We start from the raw sequence: 18474 nt of genomic DNA, 5'->3' as shown, positions 1-18474 counted from the left end.
AGAGATTTCTGATGAAAAGAAGAGCAAAATCAGTTTTAGGACTGGGCTTAGCAAGTGCAAGTATTGTCAAATAGCACATATGTGTCTAAAGTTTTCCTTACAATTAGGAGAACTTTTTTTGTTATGCGCTTTTTGAATCATAGGCGAACTTTCTGATCTGTGCTACAATGAGGGACGGCATCAAAACAAGCTTGTCTTGTTCAAATAAAGGAGAATCACGACATATGATACACCCTGTGATAGAAGAATCAGAAAAAAACATTTCTGCGTACATACATATTCCGTTTTGCGAACATATTTGCTACTATTGCGATTTTAATAAGGTGTTTTTAGAAGGACAACCGGTTGATGAATATATTGAGGCCCTGTTGAAGGAAATCGCGTTGACGCTGGCTAAACATCCAATTGATGCCAGCGAAACGATTTATGTGGGTGGCGGCACACCTACATCTTTGAGTGCCCAACAGTTGGACCGTTTGTTATCTGGCATCCATCAGATTTTGCCAACGTCAACAACAAAAGAATTTACCGTAGAGGCCAACCCTGGTGATTTAACTGAAGATAAGATGCTTGTGCTCAAAAATCACGGCGTCAATCGCTTATCGATGGGGGTACAGACTTTCGATGATCGACTGCTGAAGAAAATCGGCCGCAAGCACACCGCAGCAGACGTCTATCAGACTGTCAACATGTTGGAAAAGCATGATTTTCAAAATGTTACCATTGATTTGATTTACGCATTGCCGGGTCAAACACTGGAAAGCTTTCGTGACACCCTGACGCGGGCGATCGATCTAGGATTGCCCCACTATGCCATGTATTCATTGATTCTCGAAAATAAAACAATGTTCATGAACTGGGTCAGACAAGGCCGCATGGTACTGCCTTCGCAAGAGGCTGAAACACAAATGTTTGATGAAGCAATCGAAGCGATGGCACAAGCTGGCTTGAACCAATATGAGATCAGCAATTTTGCTCGGCCGGGGTTTGAATCCAAACACAATATGGTGTACTGGAACAATGCCCATTATTTTGGCTTTGGTGCGGGGGCGAGCGGGTATTTGGATCGGACCAGATTCAAAAATAAAGGACCCATCCAGCATTATCTCAAACCCTTACGAGATGGGCTATTGCCTATTCATGAGCGAGAAGAGCTGACCCGTGAAAATCAGATGGAAGAAGAGCTGTTCCTAGGCTTGCGGAAAAAAAGCGGCATCTCAAAAAGCCGCTTTGAACAAAAATTTGCTGTTCCTTTTCAAGAAGTGTATGGTTCTGTTGTCAAAGATTTGATTGGAAAGGGCTGGTTAGCTGAAGCAGCTGATCAGGTCCATTTAACCAAAGCGGGTATGTTTATTGGCAACGATGTCTTTGAAGCATTTTTGATCGACCCAAATCAAGGCATTCACTAAAAGCAGTGCAAGCTGCTTTTTTATTTGCGGTTAGCACTCGATTGTAAGGAGTGCTAAAAAAGTGATGCAAATGCTTGACAATCCTATCAAATGTGGTATATTTATAATCGTATTAGCACTTAGTAGGAATGAGTGCTAATTGAGGAGTGGATAGAATGTTGACAGCTAGACAACAAATGATATTGCACCTCATCATCCAAAATTATACGAATACTGGCCAACCTACGGGGTCAAAACGATTGATGGAGGATGGGGTTGAAGCGAGTTCCGCAACCATCCGTAATGAGATGAAGGCACTAGAAGCTGCTGGATTCTTGTTGAAGACACATTCTTCATCAGGGCGAGTTCCTTCAATTCAAGGGTACCGCTATTATGTGGATCACTTATTGAAGCCTTCACAAGTTGGATCAACGGAGTTACAAACGATTCGTCATTCTTTTGGTAAAGATTTTCATGAAATCAATGAAATCATTCAACAATCTGCGACAATCTTATCCAATTTAACCAGCTATACTGCATTGTCACTTGGACCAGATGTCAAAGAACGCAAGTTGACTGGCTTTCGGATCGTCCCATTGAATGCACGACAAATCATTGCGATCATCGTGACAGACAAGGGGAATGTTGAAAATCAAGTCTTTACTTTACCCGCTTCAGTCAGTGGTGAAGATTTAGAAAAAATGGTTCGCATCATCAATGATAAGTTGATCGGAGAACCATTAATGACTGTTTATCATCGTTTACGGACAGAAATACCTATGATACTACATAAGTATTTCCAAACTACCGACGGCATCGTTGATTTATTCGATGCGATGCTGAGTCATATTTTTGAAGAAAAAATCTTTGTCGGCGGACGTATGAATCTCTTAGATTTTGAGCCGACACAAGATGTCAGCCAATTCAAATCGATGTATTCTTTCATGAAAAATGCGGATCAGCTAACCCAACTGTTGGCACCTAGAGATCAATCGATTCAAATTCGGATCGGTTCTGAACTCGGCAACGACTTATTGCAAAATATGAGTTTGATCCAAGCAAGTTATGAAATCGAAGGACATGGACAAGGGACAATTGCTTTGCTGGGTCCTTCCAGCATGCCCTATTCCCGGATGTTTGGTTTGATGGATGTTTTTAGAAGCGAGTTAGCCAGCAAATTAGCTGAGTATTACCGCGCATTGGATCATTCTGATGAGTAAGCGGAATTTGAATAAAGAAGGGATGGTACACGCGTGACGGAAAAAGATGAACAATTGAAGGAAGATATGCTTCAAGAAACCGAAGCAGCAACTGAACCTTCAGAAGAAGCGATCGATACTGCAGGCATCTCTGAGGCGGAAGTTGAAAAAACGGAAGTCGAATTGCTGCAAGAAAAAAACAATGAATTAGAAGATCAGTTTTTACGCGCACGAGCTGAGATTGCGAATATTACATCCCGCAATCGCAACGAGCGAGAAACATTGCAAAAATACCGTTCGCAAGACCTAGGCAAGAAACTTTTGCCGGCAATTGACAATCTTGAACGGGCAATGGCTGCCGATGTAGGCGAAGAACAAGCAGCAAACTTGAAAAAAGGGGTCGAAATGGTCCTTGAAAGTTTGCGTCAAGCATTGAAAGATGAAGGCATCGAAGAAATTCCAGCTGAAGGTGCAGCATTTGATCCGAATTTGCATCAAGCCGTTCAAACGGTACCTGCAACAGAAGATGTGCCAGCAGATACCATCGTCAATGTTTTGCAAAAAGGGTACAAACTGCATGACCGCGTCTTGCGTGCAAGTATGGTCATCGTAGCCCAATAAATCTAACTATTATTTCGTTTAAATTGAAAAGGAGCGTAAACACATGAGTAAAATTATCGGTATTGACTTAGGAACAACAAACTCAGCAGTCGCTGTTCTTGAAGGCGGCGAAGCAAAAATCATCACAAACCCAGAAGGAAATCGGACAACACCGTCTGTTGTATCATTCAAAAATGGTGAGATCCAAGTAGGTGAAGTGGCAAAACGTCAAGCAGTGACAAACCCACACACGATTTCTTCTATCAAACGTCATATGGGCGAAGCTGGCTACAAAGTAGAAGTAGATGGCAAAACCTATACACCGCAAGAAGTTTCAGCAATGGTACTGCAATACATCAAAGGCTTTGCTGAAGACTATTTAGGCGAAAAAGTTGAAAAAGCAGTCATCACTGTTCCTGCATATTTCAACGATGCACAACGTCAAGCAACCAAAGATGCGGGTAAAATCGCTGGGTTGGAAGTTGAGCGGATCGTCAATGAACCAACAGCTGCAGCATTGGCATATGGTTTAGACAAAACAGACAAAGACGAAAAAATCCTAGTATTTGACTTAGGTGGTGGTACATTTGACGTATCCATCCTTGAATTAGGCGATGGTGTATTTGATGTATTATCTACTGCCGGCGACAACAACTTAGGTGGGGATGACTTTGATAACAAAATCATTGATCACATGGTTGCTGAATTCAAAAAAGAAAACGGCATTGACTTAGGCAAAGACAAAATGGCCTTGCAACGTTTGAAAGACGCTGCGGAAAAAGCCAAAAAAGATTTGTCAGGCGTAACAAGCACACAAATCAGCTTACCATTTATCACAGCAGGTGATGCAGGTCCATTGCATATGGAAATGACATTGACGCGTGCAAAATTTGATGAATTGACTGCTGATCTCGTAGAACGGACAAAAATTCCAGTACGTCAAGCATTGAAAGATGCTGGTTTATCTCAATCAGAAATCGACGAAGTAATTTTGGTCGGTGGCTCAACACGTATTCCAGCGGTCGTTGACGCTGTGCGTAAAGAAACCAATAAAGAACCAAACAAATCAGTTAACCCGGATGAAGTTGTTGCCATGGGTGCAGCGATCCAAGGTGGCGTGATCACCGGTGATGTTAAAGATGTCGTGTTACTAGACGTAACACCACTATCTTTAGGTATCGAAACAATGGGTTCAGTCTTCACGAAATTGATCGATCGCAATACAACGATCCCAACAAGTAAATCTCAAGTCTTCTCAACAGCTGCTGACAATCAACCTGCTGTAGACATCCATGTCTTGCAAGGTGAACGGCCAATGGCTTCTGATAACAAGACTCTAGGTAGATTCCAATTAACGGATATTCCACCAGCACCTCGTGGGATTCCTCAAATCGAAGTCACATTCGATATTGATAAAAACGGGATCGTCAATGTTTCTGCAAAAGATCTAGGTACCCAAAAAGAACAAAAAATCACCATCAAATCATCTTCAGGCTTATCAGATGAAGAAATCGAACGCATGGTGAAAGATGCAGAAGCCAATGCGGAAGCAGACAAACAACGTAAAGAAGAAGTTGACTTGCGCAACGATGTCGATGCTTTGTTGTTCACTGTTGATAAAACATTGAAAGAGCTTGAAGGCAAAGTAGATGCAGACGAAGTCAAAAAAGCTGAAGAAGCCCGTGACGAATTGAAAGCTGCTGTTGAAGCCAATAATTTGGAAGAAATGAAAACCAAACGTGATTCATTGAATGAAATCGTCCAAAACTTGACGGTCAAATTATATGAACAAGCAGCACAACAACAAGCACAAGAAAATCCAGAAGCTGCACAAGGCGGCGCAGACGATGTGGTTGACGCCGATTTCGAAGAAGTAGACGGTGACGATAAATAATCGCTGTTTGTGAAAAAGCCAAAGTCACCACTTTGGCTTTTTCTTATGAATGCAAGAAACGTATTTTTATCCGAAGCGATATGTGCTAAAATACGATAGACGTGAGAAAATAGTGGAGGGAAGCCGATGGCAGACAAAAGAGATTACTATGAGGTCTTAGGTCTACAAAAAGGGGCTTCGGATGATGAAATCAAGAAAGCATATCGCAAGCTTTCTAAACAATATCATCCAGACATCAACAAAGCAGATGATGCAGAAGCAAAATTTAAAGAGATCTCTGAGGCCTATGAAATTTTAAGCGATGCACAAAAACGTGCAGCCTATGATCAATACGGGCATGCAGGTACTGATCCGAATTACGGCGGCGGATATGGCGGCGGCTTCGGCGGCTTTAACAGTGGCGGTTTTTCCGGCGGTGGTTTTGGCGGATTTGAAGACATTTTCGAATCATTCTTTGGCGGCGGCGGTGGCCGTGCAGCCAACCCAAATGCACCTCGTCAAGGCGCTGACTTGCAATATGCTGTGGATCTTTCTTTCGAGGAAGCCATTTTTGGCATCGAAAAAAATGTGCAATACAATCGAGAAGAAACCTGTCATACGTGTGATGGCAGCGGGGCAAAACCAGGGACATCACCTGTAACCTGTCACAAGTGTCATGGTGGCGGAACGATTAATGTTGAACGTCAAACACCATTAGGTCGTGTGATGAGCCGTCAAACTTGTGATGTATGTCATGGGACTGGGAAAGAAATCAAAGAACCATGTACAACATGTCACGGAACAGGTCATGAAAAGAAAAATCACAATGTCAAAGTCAATGTTCCTGCAGGTGTCGAAGACGGTCAACAAATGCGCTTATCCGGGCAAGGTGAAGCAGGGACGAATGGTGGTCCTTACGGAGATCTATATGTGATTTTCCGTGTCGAAGAAAGTGATATTTTTGACCGTGATGGGTCCGAGATTTATTATGAACTGCCACTGAACTTTGTCCAAGCCGCATTAGGCGATGAAGTCAACGTACCTACTGTTCATGGCAATGTCAAGCTGAAAGTTCCGGCCGGCACCCAAACGGGCACGAATTTCCGTTTACGGGGGAAAGGCGCACCTCGCTTGCGAGGGGGCGGCAATGGTGATCAACAAGTCAAGGTCAAACTGATCACACCGAAGAACTTGAATGATGAACAAAAAGATGCCTTGCGGGCTTATGCCAAAGCCAGCGGACATGAAACAACCGAGCAACAACCAGAAGGTTTTTTTGATAAAATGAAAGATGCTTTTGGCGGGAAAAAGAAATAATGGCGTCGTGCAATTCAAATCATTGAGATTTGAATTGCACTTTTTTTGAGTATATTTTTTGAAATCGCTTGCTACCTATGTCACAATGGAAGTAGATTAAATGAAGGAGGAACATATATGGAACGAATTTTTGCTAGTCCGTCGCGTTATGTACAAGGGAAAGGTGTGCTGAAAAATGGCTTACACCATATCAAGGATCTCGGTCAAAAAGTCCTGCTGTTAACAGATGAGAACGTCTGGGAAATCGCTGGTGAAACTTTATTTGAAGATTTGAAAAGCGCTGATTTGTCACCAGTCAAAGAAATTTTTGGCGGTGAAGCTTCTGCAAAAGAAATTGAACGGATCGTGGAAAAAGCCCAAGATGAATCAATCGAAGTGATCGCTGCGTTAGGCGGCGGCAAAACGATCGATACTGGAAAAGCTGTTGCCGATGAATTGCATGTACCCATTGCTGTGTTGCCGACGATTGCGTCGACTGATGCGCCAACTTCGTCACTGTCTGTTATTTATTCAGATGAAGGCCGCTTCGAAAAGTATCGTTTTTACAACAAAAATCCTGAATTGGTCTTAGTTGATACGTCAGTGATCGCGAAAGCACCTGCGAAATTATTGGCAGCGGGTATTGCTGATGCCTTAGCAACGTATGTTGAAGCACGAGCAGTGGCTAGAAGTCATAGTGAGAATATGGTTGGGGGAATGCAGCCGATTGCTGGAATGGCCATTGCTGAAAAATGTGAAGAGATTCTATTTGACAATGCATTGAAAGCCTATCAAGCCAATCAACAGCAAGTAGTGACTGAAGCCTTTGAGCAAATCGTTGAAGCCAACACATTATTAAGCGGCTTAGGTTTCGAAAGTGCTGGATTAGCAGCAGCCCATGCCATTCATAATGGGTTGACCGCAGTAGAAGGCGAAGTCCATTCTCTTTCTCATGGGGAGAAAGTAGCCTATGGGACGTTGACACAATTGATCTTAGAAAATGCAGATCCTGATGAACTGGATGCGTATATCGAATTGTATCAAGCATTAGATTTACCAACAACGTTAAGTGACATGTTTTTGTCTGAAGCAAGCGATGCTGATTTGCTGCAAATTGGCGAACAAGCCTGTATCGAAGGAGAAACGATCCACAATATGCCATTTCCAGTTACACCAGAAGATGTGGTTGCCGCATTGAAAGCAGTGGATGCTTATGTATCAAGTTACTACCCAAGATAATCGTTTTTGTTATTTTTGATCAAAGAGGTCAGTTGATATAAATCTCTTAAAAAAATGATTTGACAAGTGTTTTCAGTCGTGCTATTTTGAGTACAAGCAAAAAAAGGAGGGAACTACTCATGACAAACATCAACGTTCACATTTCATGTTGTTGTTGTATGGTGCAAAAAGCAGCATACCGATTTGTCATGCCTATTAATAGTTCCTTTGTCGTGGACACCTATTGAATGTTGATAGATAGTGTCTAATTATCCGGATAATACGACGATACCAGGGGTACTGATTTAATAGTCAGTGCCTCTTTTTGTTTGCCTTTCATAACCGCTTACATAGATGACGATTTATGTGGACGGACATAAACTATCAATACACGAATCGTAAGGAGTGCCAGTATGATCATTAAGAATATTAAAGAATTGATTGGCAACACACCATTATTTGCATTTGATGCGGCTGCCCTAGGAGGCAAACCTGGCAGTCAGATTTTTGCCAAATTAGAGTATCTCAATCCAGGAGGCAGTATCAAAGATCGTTTGGGATTAAAACTGATCCATCAAGCCTTTCTTGACGGTGAAATTGATCGTCATACGACAATCATTGAACCGACAGCTGGCAATACGGGTATCGGTATGGCACTAGCGGGTCTTGAGTATGGGTTGAAAATGATTTTTGTGATCCCAGAGAAATTTAGCGTAGAGAAGCAGCAGTTGATTCGCGGCTTAGGCGCGCAAATCGTGCATACAGCGACTGAAGATGGCATTCAAGGTGCGATCGAAAAAGCCAAAGCCTTAGCGAAAGACATACCGAACAGCTATTTGCCATTGCAATTTCATAATGAAAAAAATCCTGCTGCCTATAGCAGTACACTCGGACCGGAGATTTTCCAAGCATTACATGGGAAAATCGATAGTTTTGTTGCTGGTGTCGGCAGCGGCGGCACCTTTGCAGGTGTGACTGCCTATTTGTTGAAGCAAAAGGCCAACATTCGTTTGATCGCAGTTGAACCAGAAGGCTCGATTTTGAATGGCGGCCCAGCGCACGGCCACGAGATCGAAGGTATTGGTGTGGAATTTGTGCCCCGATTTTTCGATCAGTTGTCCATTGATACGGTTGATACGATCAGTGATGAGGAGGGCTTTCGCTTCACCCGTCATCTAGCCAAAGCGTATGGGCTGCTTGTGGGCAGTTCCAGTGGTGCGGCAATGGCATCGGCAGTGAAAGAAAGCTGGCGCTTACCTGCTGGAAGCCAGATCGTGACCTTATTCCCAGATAGCGGAGACCGTTATTTATCAAAACAGATTTATGAAGGTCGTTCAGACCTATACGTTGAAGGAGGAAATGAACATGCACTTTAATACAACATTGATTCATGGCGGCATTAGCGAAGACCAAGAAACCGGGGCAGTCAGTGTACCAATTTATCAAACATCTACTTATCGCCAAAATGGTGTCGGCCAACCGAAACAATATGAATACAGTCGATCAGGTAATCCGACGAGATTTGCCCTTGAGGAATTGATCAAAGAATTGGAAGGCGGCTACCAAGGCTTTGCTTTTGCTTCTGGGTTGGCAGCGACCCATACCATTTTTTCCATGTTCCGTTCTGGCGACCATATCATATTGGGAGATGATGTATATGGCGGGACATTTCGCTTACTGCATCAAGTCTTTGAAAAAAGCGGATTGCGTTATACCCTAGTAGAAACCAATAAACCAGAAACGATCGCTGCAGCGATCGAGCCTGAAACAAAAGCCGTCTTTTTAGAAACGCCAACCAATCCATTGCTGAAGATCACAGATATTGCAAGGGTGGCAGAAATAGCAAAAGAGCACGGCTTATTGACAATCGTCGACAATACTTTTGCCACGCCGTATTTCCAAAAACCATTGCAATTAGGCGCCGATATCGTCATCCATAGTGCCACGAAATATCTGGGCGGTCATAGTGATGTTGTCGCAGGCTTAGCCATCGTCAAAGATGAAGCGATTGCCAAGCAAGTTGGCTTTATCCAAAATGCCATTGGGGGTGTCTTGGGACCGCATGATAGTTGGTTGATCCAACGCAGTATCAAAACGTTGGCATTGCGCATGGAAGCGCATCAAAGCAATGCACTGCAAGTCGCACAGTTTTTGGTGGAACATCCAGCAGTTGCTCATGTGTATTATCCTGGATTAGCCGATCATAAAGACCACGATATCGCACGCAAACAAATGACTGGTTTCAGTGGCATGATTTCATTTGAGTTGAAAAAAGAAGCCCATGTTGCCTCGTTTGTTGAAGCATTACGCGTATTTACATTAGCTGAAAGTCTAGGCGGGGTGGAAAGTTTGATCGAAGTTCCCGCAATTATGACCCATGCGTCAATTCCGAAAGCACTCAGAGAGCAAGCGGGCATCAAGGATGGCTTGATTCGCTTGTCTGTTGGAATCGAATATGTGGATGACTTATTGGCAGATTTAGACACTGCACTGCAGAAAGCAGGTGAATAAAGATGGGACGGGAATTTATGCCAATCTTTAAAGAATGGGCCAGAAGCTATGATGACACAGTCACAGGCGCAGATCCAGAGTATCAAGAGGTATTTTTGAATTATCATGACTTGTTGGCAGAAATTGCTGAAAAAGCCAGCGAATCTGTGTTAGAATTTGGAAGTGGAACCGGCAACCTGACCTTAGCACTGGTGCAAAGAGGCAAGACTGTGGTGGCAATCGAACCTTCCGAAGACATGCGAGAAGTGGCACAAGAAAAAGCCGCCCTCAAGCATGTGACCTTTATTGATGGAGATATGGAAACTTTTCCTGTCCTTTCTGAATCGTTTGATTCGATCGTTTCTAGCTATGTCTTTCATCATTTGAATGAAGAGGAGAAGCAACGGGCAATTGCCAAATATGCGGCCATGCTGCCAGTTGGCGGCAAAGTCATCTTTGGTGACACCATGTTTTTGTCTTTGGATCACAAAGCTGCGACCATTCAGCAAGCCCACCAGCAAGGGTATATACGATTGTCTGAAGATCTGGAACGAGAGTATTATCCGCTGATTCCTGATATAGACCGATATTTTCGCCATCATGGTTTTCGTATCCGGTTCAAGCAAATCAATGCCTTCGTTTGGTTGATCGAAGCCATCAAAGAATAAGGAGCAATCAGAGAATGAAAATGAATGTTGAAAGTTTTAATTTAGATCATACGTTAGTCAAAGCCCCCTATGTGCGGGTAGCAGACAAGAAGCAAGGGAAAAATGACACGATCATCAAATATGATGTCCGGTTCAAGCAACCGAACAAAGCGCATATGGACATGGCTAGTTTGCATTCATTGGAACATTTGACGGCAGAATTGATCCGCAATCACGCAGATTATATCGTAGACTGGTCACCAATGGGGTGTCAAACAGGTTTCTATTTAACCGTGTTGAATCATGAGGACTATGATGACATATTGAATGTTTTAGAAGCAACGATGAAAGATGTTCTCACAGCGACTGAAGTTCCAGCTAGCAACGAGATCCAGTGTGGATGGGCAGCCAACCATACCCTAAGCGGGGCACAAGCGTTGGCACAAGAATTTTTGGATCAAAGAGCACAATGGTCGACAGTATTTGCGTAGACTTGCGCTTCTATAAAACTAGCGTACAATAAAATGAATAGTATGATCTTGCTGTATATTTGTTCAACAAATATACAGTTTTTTTGTGTACCCAGAATGAAATCATCTAAATCATTGGTATACTGTAAATAAACATCTTTTTTGCAACTTTTTGCTTGTTCGATCGTCTATATAGGTAACGGGGGAGGGATAGTGTTGGAGGAGCTGATTCAAAACTATTACGATCGCATCCAATACTATTTTATTCAAAGGGTGAAAGATCGTTACATCGCAGAAGATTTGACCCAAGAAGTTTTTTTGAAAGTAGTATTGGCCTTGCCAAAAAGACAGCCGGATCATTTTGAATCATGGTTGTTTACCATCGCTAAATTCACTTTGTATGACCATTATCGGCGGAAAAAGATCAGTGTTGGCGTTGAAGATCTAGCAACACTGGCAAGCGATGATCTGCCTTTCAATCAAAAAGCAATTAGTGACACGGCGTTGATCGAAGCAATCAATCGGTTGTCAGACAAATTGAGACGTCCGCTTATCTTGTCCATTAGAGGATATTCGTATCAAGAAATTGCGGCAATCATTGGCGTCAAAGAAAGTACGATCAAATCACGTATTTTTCAAGCACGACAAAAAATCAAAAAGCAGGTGAAGGAATGAAAGTAAACGAGTATCAGCAGTTGCAAAAAACAGTACTTCGATCGAAACAGCGCTTTGGTTGGTTATTGATTTACCATTTTCTATTTTTTAGTCTGGTGGCATTGATTTTTTCTTTTATGGTTCCAGCTGCATATTATCGGTGGGTTCCTCGGGAAGATGTTGATTATCAAAGTCTGCCATCTGTGGTCAACTTATATGCGTATCAAGATTATCTGCGGGAGGATGCGCTCGAAAAATATCGTTACTTGTGGTATGAGATGGGACAAGAAAATTTGCACTATGATTCTTTTAATCAGCAAGCGTCTCTGCGTTTCCTAGGCAAAGACGATTTCTATCCACTCATAGCCAAAAATAGCAACCAAGAACAGGTAATCTATACTTTACGTAATCGCTTTTTATTTGATCAGCGTACACAAACCCAGGTGGCCAGTAATGATTTGAATGCCTATGCGTTTTCTGCAAATATGTATGACCCTAATCAGCAAGTCAACACCTATGATGATTTAGTCGATTATTTGAATGGATTAGGTGATTTGAAGCAAGTGACGCTAGCCGCTACCTTAAAAAATGACCAAGCCCCAAGTTCAGTCAGAGAAATCGTTGGGGATTTGACTGTCCAACATTATACGATTGCTTATCAGTCGGGCAGCAACTTTGGCTATTCTGATGTGATGGTTCAACAAGTGTCAGCAAACAATTATGATCAGCAAGTTTTGACAGCAGTGGAAGAAGGGATCGCCTACCTGAATGATCATTTCGATATTTATGGTAATCTAGGCTGGGATAGTGATGAAAATATGCGTTTCCTTAATAATAGCCTTCATCCGATTCAACTACACGATTTTCAAGATCTGCAAAGCTATGTTGAAGAAAATGGTGTGAAGGTACATGCGGTGTTGCTCACCGGTACTGGCACAGAACTGGCTGACTGGCTGCAAAAACAAACATCCATGATCATGCGCGTGCAAGTAAGACAAGTCCAAGATGTAGTGATACAACAAGTAATCACGATAGGAGGATAATATATATGAAAAAAATGGATCATGATGGGCATATACTGTCAATCATCATAAAAGGATATAGCTTACTCTATTTGTTCTATTTTGCATGCATCCGATTTTTGTTTTCGACCATTACAAATCTTACTGTTTCTCTTGTCGATAGGCCAGGTGATGCGGCTGCTGGAAATGGATTTTTTTATTATCTATTCAATCCTATCCTGTTGATCATTTGTATCATAGGTATTGCTCTTTTGGCCTGGCGAGACAAAAGTTGGCTGAAAGAATTGGTTTATCCAATTATCGTATTGCTTTTAGTCTGTGGCAGTGTATATATACTATAAAAATAAGATGCAGAAGGCTTAACAGACGATTCAAACAAAAAAACATGCCCAAAAGTGAAGCGACCGCCAAAAGTTAGACTAAAAATCTAACTTTGGCGGTCGCTATTTTTATGATCAAATATTCAACACTTTGTCTAAGAAATCTTTGGTTCGTTCGTTCTTTGGATTGGAGAAGATCTGCTCTGGTGTGCCATCTTCTAAGAAGTTTCCGCCATCGATAAACATCACTCGATTGGCTACTTCTTTGGCAAATCCCATTTCATGGGTCACGATAACCATCGTCATGCCTTGTTTCGCTAACTTTTTCATGACATTTAAGACATCGCCGACCATTTCTGGATCAAGGGCGGAGGTTGGTTCATCGAACAACATCACATCCGGATTCATGGCCAATGCCCGAGCAATGGCGACCCGTTGTTTTTGTCCGCCGGAAAGATTGTCCGGATACATATCCTTTTTATCCGCAAGGCCGACAGTTTCTAATAAACGAACAGCATCTGCTTCCGCTTCTTTGCGTGTCGATTTTTTAAGATCCATTGGCGCTAAAATAATATTTTCCAACACAGATAAATGAGGGAAGAGGTTGAAATGCTGGAATACCATTCCGATATGCTGGCGAACAGCGTTGATATTGGTATTTTTGTCCATCAAATGAGCGCCATCGATAATGATATCGCCGCTAGTCGGTTCCTCTAATCGATTCAAACAACGTAAGAAGGTTGATTTACCGGAACCAGAAGGACCAATCACACAGACCACTTCGCCTTCTTCGATGGATACATTGATATCATTCAAGACTGTATTGCTGCCAAATTTTTTGACTAAATTTTCAACTAAGATTTTTTCTTTCATCTTACTTCACCTTCTTTTCTAAAACTTTGGCAAGTTTCGTTAAAGCAGTGATAACCACAAGATACATGACTGCGATGATCAAGTAGACATACGTACTTTGTGTCGTACGGGCAACGATGATTTTACCGGTTTGCAATAGTTCTACCACACCAATAACAGAAATGATCGTGGTGTCTTTCAAGGAAATCACGAATTGATTTACGAAAGACGGAATCATGATTTTGATGGCTTGCGGCAGCACGATTTTTTGCATCGTACGCGTATAGGTCATGCCCAAACTACGGGAGGCTTCCATTTGTCCATTTGGTACAGCGTTGATTCCGCCACGAACGATCTCGGCAATATATGCACTGGCATTCAAGGTCAATGTGATCACCCCAGCTGCAAAGTCCGGAATGGTGATACCGATAGCATCGGAAAGACCAAAGAAGATAAAGAAGGCCAATACCATCATAGGAATACCACGAATGATATCTACATAAATTCCTGCAAAGACCCGCAGTGCTTTGATTGGCGAAACGCTAAAGAGGCCTAATATGATTCCAATCACTAAAGCTAAGGCAAATGAAATCAATGCGAGCAGCAATGTTTGCCATAAACCTTTTAGTAAAACCCCGTAATTGTTGCTGATCAAACCAGTGATCGTTGATTCATCGACTTTTTTCTCAGTGGCAGAACCATCTTGGATATATTTGCCGACGATCTGATCATACTCACCCGTTCGTTTCATTTCTTTTAACGCTTCATTAAACATCTCGATCAACTCAGGATTTTGGCCCTTTTTGACTGCAAAACCGTATTGTCCGCCGGTTTCCTTTTCAATCGGCGTGGTCAATTTTTGACCTTGCGCAATGGCGTAGCCAATCACTGGATAATCATCCATCATGGCATCGATCTGGCCGCCGCTTACTGCTGCATACAATTGATCAGCTGCATCGTAATATTTAATGGCGTAGCCGTATTTATCTTCGTTTGCGATCAAGAAATCAGCACTTTCCGTACCGACTTTTGCACCGACAGTTTTGCCATCTAGATCTTCATAGGAAGAAATATCTTCATTGCCTTCTTTGACAGCTAATTGAATCCCGCTTTCAAAGTAAGAATCTGAAAAGTCATAAGAGGCTTTTCGCTCATCTGTGATACTCATCCCAGCGATCATACCATCGGCTTGGTTGCCGTCTAACGCTTGCAAGGCACCTGAGAAACCGATGAAATTAAATTCAATATTGAAGCCTTGCATTTCGGCAGCTCTTGTCAATAAATCGACGTCGATACCGACATATTCATTGTCTTCATTTTGGAATTCAAAGGGTGCGAAAGCGGAGTCGCTAGCAATTTTGTAGACCTCTTTTTTTGGTTCTACTTTGACCAATTCGCTATCATCAGTCGCGGAACTATCTGCTGTACTAATGTATGTTGCAACGAGTTGATCATATTCGCCTGATTCTTTCAGGTGGGCAAGTCCAGCATTGAACTTTTCCAATAGTTCAGCATTTTGGCCTTTTTTGACCGCAAATCCGTATGAAGCACCAGCTTCTGGTTCACCAATCAACTTCATGGCTTCTCCATTGTTGATGGCATACCCTAGAACAGGGTAATCATCAAAGATTGCCACAACTGTGCCATTACGGACAGCACCATACAATCCGCTGGCATCATCATAATTCTTGATACTATAGCCATACTTGTCTTTGTTTTCTTCTAAGAAACGCGCACTCTCTGTGCCGACTTTCGCACCGACGGTTTCTCCTGACAAATCGTCATAGCTTGTGATGCTGTCGTTATCAGCAGCTACTGCCATTTGGATCCCACTGTCGAAATATGGATCTGAGAAATCAAAGGTTTCTTTACGCTCATCGGTAATACTCATCCCAGCGATCATGCCATCCAATTGATTTGATTGTACGCCTTGAATGGATGAATCGAACCCTAAAGGACGCAAATCAACAGCGAATCCCTGATCCTCTGCGATAGCATTCAGTAAATCAATATCGATCCCAACATATTCGTTGTTTTCATTTTGAAATTCGAAGGGCGCAAATGTTAAATCCGTTCCTATTTTATACGTTGTTTCCTCCGCGTTGGCTGACTTTGCTGAAAAAGCAAAGAAACTGATGATCAGCGCAACTAAAGCGAAGGCTCTATGTTTTCTGTTCAAGAAAATTCCCCCTTTAGCTGTAACGTATTTATAGATTATATGAATTTTTCAGGCAACACACAAGCTTTTAAGAAAAAAATCGTGACAAAGTGATGTAATTCTGACATTCAATGTGAGAAATGATAACATCTTAAGTATCTGTTAACCTGCTGAAAACAACAAAGCAAATGATAGCGAAAGTATGTTCGGTATGGTATAATTATTTGTGGAAAAGCGATGACGTTTTTTCTTTTTTTGTCATCCTTTAGAATATGTGAGGGGGAATGAAGATGATCGAAAGAACAACTTCCCACGAGTTTGATTTGGTTTCAAAATATCAACCAGCTGGTGACCAACCAGAAGCGATCCATCAATTGGTGGATGGTGTCGTCGGCGGCAAAAAAGCCCAAATTTTATTGGGGGCTACGGGTACAGGGAAAACCTACACAGTATCCAATTTGATCAAAGAGGTCAATAAACCGACATTGATCATTGCCCACAATAAAACTTTGGCTGGTCAATTGTATGGTGAATTCAAAGATTTTTTCCCCAATAATGCTGTTGAATATTTTGTCAGCTACTACGATTACTATCAACCAGAAGCGTATGTTCCTTCTAGTGATACCTATATTGAAAAAGATTCAAGTGTCAATGATGAAATCGATAAATTACGTCATTCCGCTACAAGTTCTTTGCTGGAACGCAATGACGTGATCGTTGTGGCGTCTGTCTCCTGCATCTTTGGTTTGGGTTCACCAGTCGAATACGCACGTCAGGTTGTTTCTTTGCGTGTCGGGATGGAGAAATCTCGGGATCAATTATTAAAAGAGATGATCGATATCCAGTTCGAACGAAACGATATCGATTTTCAACGTGGACGATTTCGGGTCCGGGGGGACGTGGTGGAAATTTTCCCAGCCTCAAGAGATGAGCGGGCTTTGCGTGTGGAATTTTTTGGTGATGAAATCGACCGTATTCGAGAAGTCGATGCGTTGACTGGAGAAATACTCAGCGATACAGAACATGTGTCGATTTTCCCGGCCACGCACTTTGTAACTAACGAAGATCACATGGAGCATGCGATCGCAACGATCCAAAGCGAGTTGGATGCACGATTGAAGGTCTTGCGAGATGAGAACAAATTATTAGAAGCACAGCGATTGGAGCAACGAACCAATTATGATATCGAAATGATGCGGGAGATGGGTTATACATCGGGGATCGAAAACTATTCTCGCCATATGGACGGCCGTAAAGAAGGCGAGCCGCCATACACACTGCTGGATTTCTTCCCAGATGACTTCTTGCTGGTGATCGATGAATCCCACGTGACCATGCCGCAGATCCGCGGTATGTATAATGGCGACCGCGCACGGAAGCAAATGCTAGTCGACTATGGATTCCGTTTGCCCTCCGCGTTGGATAACCGTCCGTTAAAATTGGAAGAATTTGAGGAACATGTCAATCAAATCGTCTATGTCTCTGCAACACCTGGCCCCTACGAATACGATCAAACCGATACAGTCGTCCAACAAATCATTCGACCAACCGGCCTATTAGATCCTGTCGTTGAGGTTCGACCGATCATGGGGCAGATCGATGATCTGGTGGGAGAAATCAATGAACGCGTCGAATTGAATCAGCGGGTCTTTGTGACAACCTTGACGAAAAAAATGGCCGAAGATTTGACGGATTATTTCAAAGAATTAGGCATCAAAGTCAAGTACTTGCATAGCGATATCAAAACATTGGAACGTACTGAGATCATCCGCGACCTGCGATTAGGCGAATTCGATGTCTTGATCGGGATCAACTTGTTGCGTGAAGGAATCGATGTGCCAGAAGTGTCGTTGGTAGCGATCTTAGATGCAGATAAAGAAGGATTCTTGCGCAGTGAACGTTCATTAGTCCAAACGATTGGCCGAGCGGCGAGGAACTCAGATGGAAAAGTGATCATGTATGCGGATAAGATGACAGATTCTATGCAACGGGCTATTGATGAAACATCCCGTCGCCGCAGCATTCAAGAAGCATATAATCAAGCGCATGGGATCGAACCCAAAACGATCATCAAAGAGATTCGCGACTTGATCGCTATTACCAAAGTTGCTGAAGAAACAGGTGAATACACGACAGCATCCTATGATGATTTGACCCGTGAAGAAAAAGCGACATTATTACTTAAACTAGAAAAAGAAATGAAAGATGCAGCGAAAGCATTAGATTTTGAAACTGCAGCTACTTTACGGGATACGATCCTTGAATTAAAAGCAGCAGATTAGAAGGA

16 protein-coding genes are annotated in these 18474 nt (G+C 42.5%); 14 read left to right on the top strand and 2 right to left on the bottom strand.

The features are described 5' to 3' along the window. Positions 1 to 224 precede the first annotated feature (224 nt). The 13 genes from hemW (at position 225) to ACYVRS_RS04755 (ending at position 13198) form a co-directional block, all read left to right on the top strand. A complete protein-coding gene (gene hemW / locus ACYVRS_RS04815; RefSeq protein ID WP_313537477.1) occupies positions 225 to 1409 on the top strand; it encodes a radical SAM family heme chaperone HemW in 1185 nt (394 codons plus the stop codon). A gap of 155 nt (positions 1410 to 1564) precedes the next feature. Continuing rightward, positions 1565 to 2608: a heat-inducible transcriptional repressor HrcA gene (gene hrcA, locus ACYVRS_RS04810; RefSeq protein WP_313537475.1), complete on the top strand. Its 1044-nt coding sequence runs from the start codon at positions 1565 to 1567 to the stop codon at positions 2606 to 2608. 33 nt (positions 2609 to 2641) lie between these two features. Beyond that, positions 2642 to 3208 carry a nucleotide exchange factor GrpE gene (gene grpE, locus ACYVRS_RS04805; protein ID WP_082348651.1) on the top strand — a complete coding sequence of 189 codons (567 nt, stop codon included), beginning with the start codon at positions 2642 to 2644 and terminating at the stop codon, positions 3206 to 3208. A gap of 43 nt (positions 3209 to 3251) precedes the next feature. Further along, positions 3252 to 5081 (top strand): molecular chaperone DnaK, encoded by a 1830-nt coding sequence (dnaK, locus tag ACYVRS_RS04800; RefSeq protein WP_054116301.1) that lies wholly within the window; start codon positions 3252 to 3254, stop codon positions 5079 to 5081. A 126-nt stretch (positions 5082 to 5207) separates the two neighbouring features. After that, positions 5208 to 6377, top strand: coding sequence for a molecular chaperone DnaJ (dnaJ, locus tag ACYVRS_RS04795; protein WP_313537473.1), 1170 nt, complete (start codon positions 5208 to 5210; stop codon positions 6375 to 6377). Positions 6378 to 6494: 117 nt separating this feature from the next. Then, the gene (locus tag ACYVRS_RS04790) at positions 6495 to 7595 is read left to right on the top strand and encodes a glycerol dehydrogenase (protein WP_312499661.1); all 1101 of its coding nucleotides are present in this window, start codon (positions 6495 to 6497) and stop codon (positions 7593 to 7595) included. Positions 7596 to 7987: 392 nt separating this feature from the next. Then, on the top strand, positions 7988 to 8950 hold the full coding sequence (locus ACYVRS_RS04785) for a PLP-dependent cysteine synthase family protein (protein ID WP_461197584.1): 963 nt from the start codon (positions 7988 to 7990) through the stop codon (positions 8948 to 8950). Continuing rightward, positions 8940 to 10085, top strand: coding sequence for a cystathionine gamma-synthase (locus tag ACYVRS_RS04780; RefSeq protein WP_461197583.1), 1146 nt, complete (start codon positions 8940 to 8942; stop codon positions 10083 to 10085). Before ACYVRS_RS04785 ends, ACYVRS_RS04780 begins: the two co-directional genes overlap by 11 nt. A gap of 2 nt (positions 10086 to 10087) precedes the next feature. Continuing rightward, positions 10088 to 10732 (top strand): class I SAM-dependent methyltransferase, encoded by a 645-nt coding sequence (locus tag ACYVRS_RS04775; protein WP_461197582.1) that lies wholly within the window; start codon positions 10088 to 10090, stop codon positions 10730 to 10732. Positions 10733 to 10746: 14 nt separating this feature from the next. Further along, positions 10747 to 11202, top strand: a complete 456-nt coding sequence (locus ACYVRS_RS04770; RefSeq protein WP_313537465.1) for an S-ribosylhomocysteine lyase — start codon at positions 10747 to 10749, stop codon at positions 11200 to 11202. A gap of 192 nt (positions 11203 to 11394) precedes the next feature. Further along, positions 11395 to 11856: an RNA polymerase sigma factor gene (locus ACYVRS_RS04765; protein ID WP_461197581.1), complete on the top strand. Its 462-nt coding sequence runs from the start codon at positions 11395 to 11397 to the stop codon at positions 11854 to 11856. Next, entirely contained in the window at positions 11853 to 12878 is a 1026-nt protein-coding gene (locus ACYVRS_RS04760) for a hypothetical protein (protein WP_461197580.1), read from the top strand. The genes ACYVRS_RS04765 and ACYVRS_RS04760 overlap by 4 nt, the downstream gene beginning before the upstream one ends. A 5-nt stretch (positions 12879 to 12883) precedes the next feature. Beyond that, the gene (locus tag ACYVRS_RS04755; protein ID WP_313537459.1) at positions 12884 to 13198 is read left to right on the top strand and encodes a hypothetical protein; all 315 of its coding nucleotides are present in this window, start codon (positions 12884 to 12886) and stop codon (positions 13196 to 13198) included. Between the two features lie 114 nt (positions 13199 to 13312). Here ACYVRS_RS04755 and ACYVRS_RS04750 read toward each other — a convergent pair whose 3' ends face one another. Together ACYVRS_RS04750 and ACYVRS_RS04745 are read right to left on the bottom strand one after the other, a co-directional pair. Then, positions 13313 to 14050: an amino acid ABC transporter ATP-binding protein gene (locus ACYVRS_RS04750; RefSeq protein ID WP_054116291.1), complete on the bottom strand. Its 738-nt coding sequence runs from the start codon at positions 14048 to 14050 to the stop codon at positions 13313 to 13315. 1 nt (position 14051) lies between these two features. After that, entirely contained in the window at positions 14052 to 16208 is a 2157-nt protein-coding gene (locus ACYVRS_RS04745) for an amino acid ABC transporter substrate-binding protein/permease (protein WP_461202726.1), read from the bottom strand. A 269-nt stretch (positions 16209 to 16477) separates the two neighbouring features. Between ACYVRS_RS04745 and uvrB the strand changes: the two genes are divergently transcribed. Continuing rightward, the gene (gene uvrB, locus ACYVRS_RS04740; RefSeq protein ID WP_313537455.1) at positions 16478 to 18469 is read left to right on the top strand and encodes an excinuclease ABC subunit UvrB; all 1992 of its coding nucleotides are present in this window, start codon (positions 16478 to 16480) and stop codon (positions 18467 to 18469) included. Positions 18470 to 18474 lie beyond the last annotated feature (5 nt).

The sequence above is a fragment of the Enterococcus salsurae genome (assembly GCF_054784955.1).
The sequence above is the reverse complement of the archived record's forward strand: the minus strand, read 5'-3'. Positions and strand labels throughout refer to the sequence as shown.